7 protein-coding genes and 1 riboswitch are annotated in these 8,415 nt (G+C 31.5%); of the genes, 2 read left to right on the top strand and 5 right to left on the bottom strand.

Annotated elements, in window-relative coordinates:
* The first annotated feature begins 10 nt into the window (after positions 1-10).
* Both E6248_RS09985 and E6248_RS09980 read left to right on the top strand, forming a co-directional pair.
* Positions 11-433 (top strand): GNAT family N-acetyltransferase, encoded by a 423-nt coding sequence (locus tag E6248_RS09985; RefSeq protein ID WP_316340660.1) that lies wholly within the window; start codon positions 11-13, stop codon positions 431-433.
* A gap of 166 nt (positions 434-599) precedes the next feature.
* The gene (locus E6248_RS09980; RefSeq protein WP_316340659.1) at positions 600-1,550 is read left to right on the top strand and encodes a hypothetical protein; all 951 of its coding nucleotides are present in this window, start codon (positions 600-602) and stop codon (positions 1,548-1,550) included.
* 231 nt (positions 1,551-1,781) lie between these two features.
* Here the strand turns inward: E6248_RS09980 and E6248_RS09975 are convergent, their stop codons facing one another.
* The 5 genes from E6248_RS09975 to guaB form a co-directional block, all read right to left on the bottom strand.
* Complete coding sequence (locus tag E6248_RS09975; RefSeq protein WP_316340658.1) at positions 1,782-2,123, bottom strand: YmaF family protein; 342 nt, start codon at positions 2,121-2,123, stop codon at positions 1,782-1,784.
* A gap of 173 nt (positions 2,124-2,296) precedes the next feature.
* Positions 2,297-4,042, bottom strand: coding sequence for an ammonium transporter (locus E6248_RS09970; protein ID WP_316340657.1), 1,746 nt, complete (start codon positions 4,040-4,042; stop codon positions 2,297-2,299).
* Positions 4,043-4,212: 170 nt separating this feature from the next.
* Positions 4,213-4,587 carry a DUF815 domain-containing protein gene (locus E6248_RS09965; RefSeq protein WP_316340656.1) on the bottom strand — a complete coding sequence of 125 codons (375 nt, stop codon included), beginning with the start codon at positions 4,585-4,587 and terminating at the stop codon, positions 4,213-4,215.
* Between the two features lie 108 nt (positions 4,588-4,695).
* Positions 4,696-6,237, bottom strand: a complete 1,542-nt coding sequence (gene guaA / locus E6248_RS09960; protein WP_316340655.1) for a glutamine-hydrolyzing GMP synthase — start codon at positions 6,235-6,237, stop codon at positions 4,696-4,698.
* Positions 6,238-6,523: 286 nt separating this feature from the next.
* Positions 6,524-7,972, bottom strand: coding sequence for an IMP dehydrogenase (gene guaB / locus E6248_RS09955; RefSeq protein ID WP_316340654.1), 1,449 nt, complete (start codon positions 7,970-7,972; stop codon positions 6,524-6,526).
* 154 nt (positions 7,973-8,126) lie between these two features.
* A riboswitch (purine riboswitch) is annotated at positions 8,127-8,224 on the bottom strand.
* Positions 8,225-8,415 lie beyond the last annotated feature (191 nt).

Here is an 8,415-nt window from a genome sequence, read left to right as displayed (position 1 = left end):
GATATAATTTATGAACTTAAAAATTCAAACTAATTGCGAAAACATTAATTGGGATGAAGTAAGGAATATAATTAAAACTGTTGGGATGACTTATGTTGATACAGAAATACATAGAAAATCCTTTGAAAATAGTGAAATTGTCATTTTTATTTTTGATAATGATAAGTTAATAGGTTTTGGTAGAGCTATTTCAGATGGCATTAGGCAAGCTTCTATTTATGATGTTGCTGTACTACCAGAATATCAAGGTAAAAGTATAGGTAAATTAATATTAGAAAATATAGTTAATAAATTACCTTCCTGTAATTTTATTTTATATGCTTCGCCAGGAAAAGAAGGTTTTTATGAGAGTCTTGGCTTTGGAAAACTTTCTACTGGCATGGGACTATTTGGTGATATGGAAAGAATGAAAAATAGAGGCTTTATTAAATAAAATTTTTAATCTTTTACTCCTATATTCAACCTTTCAGTTAGTAACATTTATATTAAATTTGACATAGTATAGAATATGGTACTGTGGATTGATTAAAAATTTACTTTTAATTATACTTCCTTTTCTACAGTGCTAAATATATTTAACTAAAGAGGAATGATTGTGCATGGGAAACAAAGATTCAAATAATAATTTCTATATTTATTTTGATGATGAAGAATATAATGAAAAATCTTATGGTAAAGATAAAGATTGCTATTGTGATTCAGATGATAAAGAAGAATCTTATTACGAATATGAAGATAAAGACTATGATGACTACTGTAATAAGAAAGAAGAAAAGAAACATCATCATTGTGAAAAGAAAGATGAAGATAAAAAAGAAAAATGTAAATGCAAGTGTTATTGTAAATGCTATGTAGAGAAAGAAAAACCTCATAAAGATTATTGTGAAAAAGATTATGAAGACTACTGTAAGTGTCATCATAAAGAAGAAAAATCTAGAAAAGATAAAGATTACTGCGACTATGGAAAAGAAGATAAAAAATATGATGACTATTGCAAGAAACACAAAGATAAAGACTGCGATTGTAAAGAAAAAGAAAAAGACTGTTATGAAATGTACTGTAAATGCTATAAAAAAGAAGAAAAACCTAGAAAAGATAAAGATTACTGCGACTATGGAAAAGAAGATAAAAAATATAATGACTGTTGCAAGAAACACGAAGATAAAGACTACGATTGTAAAGAAAAAGAAAAAAACTGTTATGAAATGTACTGTAAATGCTATAAAAAAGAAGAAAAGCCTCACAAAGATGATTGCTATAAAGATTACAAAAACAATGGTAATTGGCGTGAAGTAGATGATAAGCACTGTGGTTGCGAAAGAAAAGAAGAAAAGCATGGTAGAGATTGCAGAAATAATGGTAATTGGCGTGAAGTAGATGATAAGCACTGTGGTTGCGAAAGAAAAGAAGAAAAGCATTGTAAAAAAGATAAGTATGAAGAGTATTATTGCTGTTGTAAAAAAGAATATGATAAAGACTATGATTACAATTACGAAGATCACTTCAAAAATTGTAAAAATAAATATGAATCTTCTAGAAAATACAGATAATCATATTATTTTTGATAGAATATCGATATTATTAGTTTAGAAATATATTAGCTATATCTTTGTGTTCTTAAAATCCAGAGATATAGCTTTTTTCATTTGTACTATTATCTATAATAAAAAAAGACAGGGGATGTAAATCTATAATACATCCACTATCTTAAATTTTTCATAAATAATAATTTATATAAAATCTAATATTATTTTATTACTTAAGAAACATATTAATGAGTCTTAGCAATGATTATTATCTCCTATAGGATTTTCAATTAAAGTAGCAACTATAAATGCATGCCTATGGCCATCCCTTTCTCTTGTAACAGCATAAACAAAGTGAACATGTCTACCCTTTCCTACCTGTATTGCAGGACCTGTAAATACATCTATAATATGAAAATGGTCATTAAAGAAATCTGTTCTAGTTACTATACGATGAATATGACTTCCCTTACAAGGAATAGCTTGTCCAGTAACTCCAGCAAAACGATGATTATGAACATCATTAGTATTAAGCTCAGCTAGTCTTACACTACCAACAAACTCATGAACATGCCTTTGCTCATCATAATTATTCATAGTTTAAATTCCTCCTCATTTGTTACATAATATATAATATTGCATTCATATTCATTTTGTTACTATGTTATAAAATAAAAAACTTCCTTTCAGTTTTGAATTATTTAAAAATCTAATTCTTGTATGAAAGGAAGTTCCTAATTTATTATTCTATAATTTACTTATAAGTCCGCCTATTCTTCATCTTGCAATGCATCATAGCCATGTTCTTTAGTTCTAATCTTGATTACATCTTCTACGTCATAGATAAATATTTTTCCATCTCCGATACTTCCTGTGTAAAGTACCTTCTGTACAGTATCAACAAGGATTTGCGTTGTGATTTTGCATATTACAACCTCAAGCTTAACCTTAGGAAGTAATCTTGTCTCCACAGGAGCACCTCTGAAATAAGTTGCATTACCCTTTTGCATACCATGTCCAAGAACATTAGTAACTGTAAGTCCAGTAACCCCAAGCTTTTCAAGTGCATCTTGAAGTTCTGATAGCTTAGCTTGATTTGTAATTATAGTAACCTTTGTAATTTTCTCACCTGAAGGTCCTTGATGCACCACAGGTACTGCAACATCTTTTGAAACTGAACTTATAGTTGTATCAGAAACTGTATTATCTATTTCCATACCTCCAAGGCTATTTGTATAATCCGCTCCACTAGCAACTGGTGCAAAATCTGGATAAGCGATATTTCCATGTTCTCCAATGTCAAGTCCAACAATTTCTTCTTCACGGGATACACGAATTCCAAGAGTTTTCTTTATTAAATACCAAATAAGTAAAGAGGATGCAAATACAAATGCACCAACTGCAATTATTCCTATAAGTTGAGCACCAAATAATTCAAAGCCCCCTCCATAAAAAAGACCATTTTTAGTTGAAAGACTTGTAATTCCTTCTTTAGCAAATAGTCCAACAAATATTGTACCTAAAATACCACAACAAAGATGAACTGCTGTTGCACCAACTGGATCATCAACCTTTACCTTATCGAAGAACATAACTGCAAATACAACAATAATACCTGAAATTGCACCAATTAATAAAGATGCCTCAATACTAACATAAGCGCAACTACCAGTAATTCCTACTAGCCCTGCAAGGCAACCATTTATAGTCATACCTAAGTCTGGTTTACCTATTATAATCCAAGAAGTAGCAGTAGATGTTAATATAGCTGCAATAGCTGCAGTGTTAGTTGTCATCAAAATATGCATGACATCTGCTGGGTTTTGAAAACTCATTGTAGATCCAGGATTGAACCCAAACCATCCAAGCCAAAGAACAAATAAACCTATAACTGCTAGAGACATATTATGTCCTGGAATAGCCTTTGCTTTACCATCCTTACCATATTTCCCAATACGAGGTCCTAAAACTATTGCACCTGCAAGAGCTGCCCAGCCTCCTACTGAGTGTACAACAGTATCCCCTGCAAAATCCATAAATCCTAGATTTGCAAGCCAACCGCCTCCCCATACCCAGTGCCCTACAATTGGATATATAAAAAGTGTTAGTACAAAAGAGAAAATAATAAACGAAATATACTTAACACGTTCAGCAACAGCCCCTGAAACTATTGTTGCTGCGGTACCACAGAAAACAAGTTGAAAGAAAAATTTACCCCAAAAAGGAACATTAGATGTTAATGTGTCATTATAAAAGGAAAGATCAGCATTTCCTAAAATAAACAAATTCTCAGTCCCTATAAAAGGATTGTCCCCTCCAAACATCAGCCCCCATCCAAGTAACATAAATCCTAAAGATGAAACTGCAAATACAATGAAGTTTTTTGATAGGATGTTAACTGTATTTTTCGCTCTTGCAAAACCTGCTTCAACAGATGCAAAACCAAGATTCATAAAGAAAACTAAAATAGCTGCAAGGAATACCCAAATAGTATCGATTATTACTGTAGTATCCAAAATAATACCCCCTTTTTAAATAAAAAAAGAGAACAAAGACATTCTTCTTAAGAACGTCTCTGCTCTCTCTTTTTTTATTGTTATTATAATATCACTACAGAAATTGCTTGTCAATAATTTACTTTTAAATTTTATCTCTTATTTTTATAATATTTTTGTCACTTTTTATATCATTCTTGCATACTTTTTAAATACTCAACAAACTGACGAGCTGTTCTTCCTGAACGTCCTCCCCTCTCCATAGCATGACGCTCTGCAAGTATATCAAGATTTTCAATATCTTTAATCATATACTCTTTTACTAATCCATTAATAATATCAAGATACTCTTTTTTATCTGGCTTAGAGAAGCATATAGATAATCCAAACCTATCCGATAATGAAGTCTGCTCTTGTATTGTTTCATTTATATGAATATCATCTCCACCTCTATCAGAGAAGGATTCCTTAACTAAATGACGCCTATTACTTGTTGCATATAACACTACATTTTCTGTTTTAGCAGATACTGAACCTTCTAAAATTGCATTGTAAATAAATCCCACTCCTAAGCTAATTTTACTCTATAATAAATTCTATTCTCTTTAATGCATATAAAAATAGCAGATAATCACTGGGACTATCTGCTATGGTAAACTTTAAATTAACTATTTTTATTCAAATTCAATAGTTGCTGGTGGTTTTCCTGTGCAATCATAAAGCACACGGTTAACACCTTTAACTTCATTTACTATTCTAGTTGTTACTTTTCCAAGTACTTCCCATGGAAGGTCAGCTGATTCTGCTGTCATGAAGTCACTTGTTGTTACAGCTCTAAGTGCTATAGCATAATCATAAGTTCTTTCATCTCCCATTACTCCTACTGATCTCATATTAGTAAGTGCTGCAAAGTATTGACCAATTTCTTTATCAATTCCAGCCTTTGCAATTTCTTCTCTGTAAATTGCATCTGCTTCTTGAACTATCTTAACTTTTTCAGCTGTTACTTCACCTATGATACGTATTCCAAGACCTGGACCTGGGAAAGGTTGTCTGAATACTAACTTTTCAGGTATTCCAAGTTCTAAACCTGCTTTACGTACTTCATCCTTAAATAATAGTCTTAATGGTTCTATTATTTCTTTGAAATCAACATAGTCAGGAAGCCCTCCAACATTGTGGTGTGATTTTATAACTGCTGATTTTCCAAGTCCGCTTTCGATTACGTCTGGATAAATAGTTCCTTGTACTAAGAAATCTACTGTTCCAATCTTCTTAGCTTCTTCTTCAAATACTCTTATAAATTCTTCACCAATTATTTTTCTCTTAGCTTCTGGTTCTTCTACACCCTTTAACTTTTCGTAGAATCTTTCTTGAGCATTTACACGTATAAAGTTTAAGTCATATTGTCCATTAGGTCCAAATACTTCTTCAACTTCATCCCCTTCATTTTTACGAAGTAAACCATGATCAACAAATACGCAAGTTAATTGGCTTCCTACAGCTTTTGAAAGTAATACTGCAGCTACAGATGAATCAACTCCACCTGATAATGCACATAATACCTTACCGTTTCCAACTTTTTCACGGATTTCTTCAATTGTCTTTTCAACAAATGAATCCATCTTCCAATCTCCAGAGCATTCACAAGCATTGAATAAGAAGTTTGAAAGCATCTTATTTCCCTCTTGAGTATGCATAACTTCTGGATGGAACTGAACTGCATAAAGCTTCTTTTCTTCACATTCCATAGCTGCAACTGGACATACAGGAGTAGTAGCTACTATATTAAATCCTTCTGGAGCTTTTTCTATGTAATCTGTATGACTCATCCAACAAATAGTAGATGGTGATACACCTTTAAATATCTTAGATTCTACATCTACATCAACCTTAGTCTTACCATATTCACTTACAGGAGCAGTTGCAACTTTTCCTCCAAGCATATGAGACATTAATTGAGAACCATAGCATATTCCAAGAATCGGAATTCCAGCTTCAAATAATTCTTTTTCACATAAAGGAGAATCTTCACCATATACGCTGTTAGGTCCCCCTGTAAAAATAATTCCCTTAGGATTCATTTCTTTTATTTTATCAACACTTATAGTATGTGGATGAACTTCACAGTAAACACCACATTCTCTTACTCTTCTAGCAATTAATTGATTATATTGACCACCAAAGTCAACAACTAAAACTAATTCTTTTTTCATGTGACCCTCCAAAGCGTAATTTATTTATAAAACTTAACATATATAAGTTTAAAGGAAAACTGACATATTAACAATAGTTATAAATGCTAAGCATTTTTTAATGAAAGAATTAAAAAATGAAAAAATTATAATTAAAAATCTTTGCAGATTTTTATAATATGATTTTCAGAAAATGTGGATTTTGCATAGCAAAACTCCCCTTTTCTTCATTCTTTTATAACTCAGCTCGTCTGAGTTATTTCCACAATTCTTAATTCTTAATTCTTCATTATTCATTTACTGCAATTTATTTGCTGTAGTTTGGTGATTCCTTAGTTATATTAACATCATGTGGATGACTTTCTCTTATTCCTGATGCAGTTTGTACAACAAACTTAGCATTTTCATATAAATCATCAAGAGTTGGTGCTCCTAAGTATCCCATTCCTGATCTGATTCCACCTAGTAATTGATAAATTGTATCTGCTACAGCACCCTTAAATGCAACTCTTCCTTCAACACCTTCTGGTACAAACTTCTTAGTTCCATTTTGGAAGTATCTATCACTTGAACCTTTTTCCATAGCTCCAAGAGATCCCATTCCTCTATAAACCTTGTAGCTTCTTCCTTGATATATTTCCATTTCACCTGGTGCTTCTTCACATCCTGCAAACATTGATCCCATCATTGCAACAGAAGCTCCACCAGCTAAAGCTTTAACTATATCTCCTGAGTACTTTAATCCACCATCAGCAATTACTGGTACTCCATATTTCCTTCCTTCTTCAGCACAATCCATAACAGCTGTTAATTGAGGTACTCCAACACCAGCAACTATTCTTGTTGTACATATTGAACCAGGTCCAATACCAACCTTTACACAATCTGCTCCAGCTTCTATTAAATCTCTTGTAGCTTCTGCAGTTGCAACATTACCTGCTATTACTTGAAGATCTGGATACTTAGCTTTAATAGCTCTAACTCCATCCATAACTCCTTTAGAATGTCCATGAGCTGTATCTAATGTAATAACATCTACGCTAGCCTTAACTAAAGCATCTACTCTATCCATCATGTCTTTAGTTACACCAACTGATGCTCCACATAATAATCTTCCCTTAGAATCTTTAGCAGCATTCGGGAAAGCCTTTACCTTTTCAATATCCTTAATTGTAATTAATCCCTTTAAGTTATTGTCAGCATCTACTAAAGGTAGTTTTTCAATTTTATGTTTCTTTAATATTTCTAAAGCTTCTTCTAAAGTAGTTCCTTCTACTGATGTTATAAGTGGGCTCTTAGTCATAACTTCAGAAACTAATCTATCAAAGTTAGTTTCAAAAACTATATCTCTATTAGTGATAATTCCAACTAACTTAGTTCCTCTAGTTATTGGAACTCCAGATATTCTATATTGAGCCATTAATTCTTGAGCTTCTCTTACAGTGTGGTTTTCAGATAAGAAAATTGGATCTGTTATTACTCCATTTTCTTGTCTCTTTACTCTATCAACTTCCTTAGCTTGTTGTTCAATAGTCATATTCTTATGAATAATACCTATTCCACCTTCTCTAGCTATAGCAATTGCCATCTTTGATTCAGTTACAGTGTCCATACTTGCACTCATTAGTGGAATATTTAAGCTAATCTTCTTAGTTAATTTAGTTTTTAAGCTTACTTCATTAGGTAAAACCTCAGATTTATTTGGTACTAGTAATACATCGTCAAATGTGTATGCTGTTTTAATAATAGTTGCCATTGTTCTTCCCCCTTAAAATGATTTATTTCTTTCATTTTATTTTATGTATGAATTATTTATATCGTATTTTTACTTATTTTTAGGTATAAAAAAAAGCACACTAACTTTCTAAGTGAAGTTAATATGCCTAAAATCCTATAAAAAATTATAGTTATGGTATATCAAAATCACTCATAGTCGGAAATTTAAGGTTTCCGGTAGATACTCTCTGCCATATTCAGAGGATATACGAGTTTTTCTTATTACTTTGTTTTAATTTATAGATATTATATAACTCCCTAGATGGCTTGTCAATAAGTTTGCAACTTATATTTCAGATAAACTTTCTTATGAAATCTATATCATTATACCTAACTTTCAAAATAATAAATTATCATTGATATTACTACATAATCTCAATATAAAATTTATAAGTTTACAATATAAATAATACTATTATATAA

The organism is Clostridium sp. (assembly GCF_032552055.1).
GTDB lineage: Bacteria > Bacillota > Clostridia > Clostridiales > Clostridiaceae > Clostridium.
Note: the sequence above shows the minus strand (reverse complement) of the source record. Positions and strands in the feature narration are given on the sequence as shown.

Excerpts from the sequence above, each read along its gene's own strand:
- E6248_RS09985 (WP_316340660.1), top strand. The coding sequence starts at position 11 with ATGAACTTAAAAATTCAAACTAATTGCGAAAACATTAATTGGGATGAA.
- E6248_RS09980 (WP_316340659.1), top strand. The coding sequence starts at position 600 with ATGGGAAACAAAGATTCAAATAATAATTTCTATATTTATTTTGATGAT.
- E6248_RS09975 (WP_316340658.1), bottom strand. The coding sequence starts at position 2,123 with ATGAATAATTATGATGAGCAAAGGCATGTTCATGAGTTTGTTGGTAGT.
- guaA (WP_316340655.1), bottom strand. The coding sequence starts at position 6,237 with ATGAAAAAAGAATTAGTTTTAGTTGTTGACTTTGGTGGTCAATATAAT.
- guaB (WP_316340654.1), bottom strand. The coding sequence starts at position 7,972 with ATGGCAACTATTATTAAAACAGCATACACATTTGACGATGTATTACTA.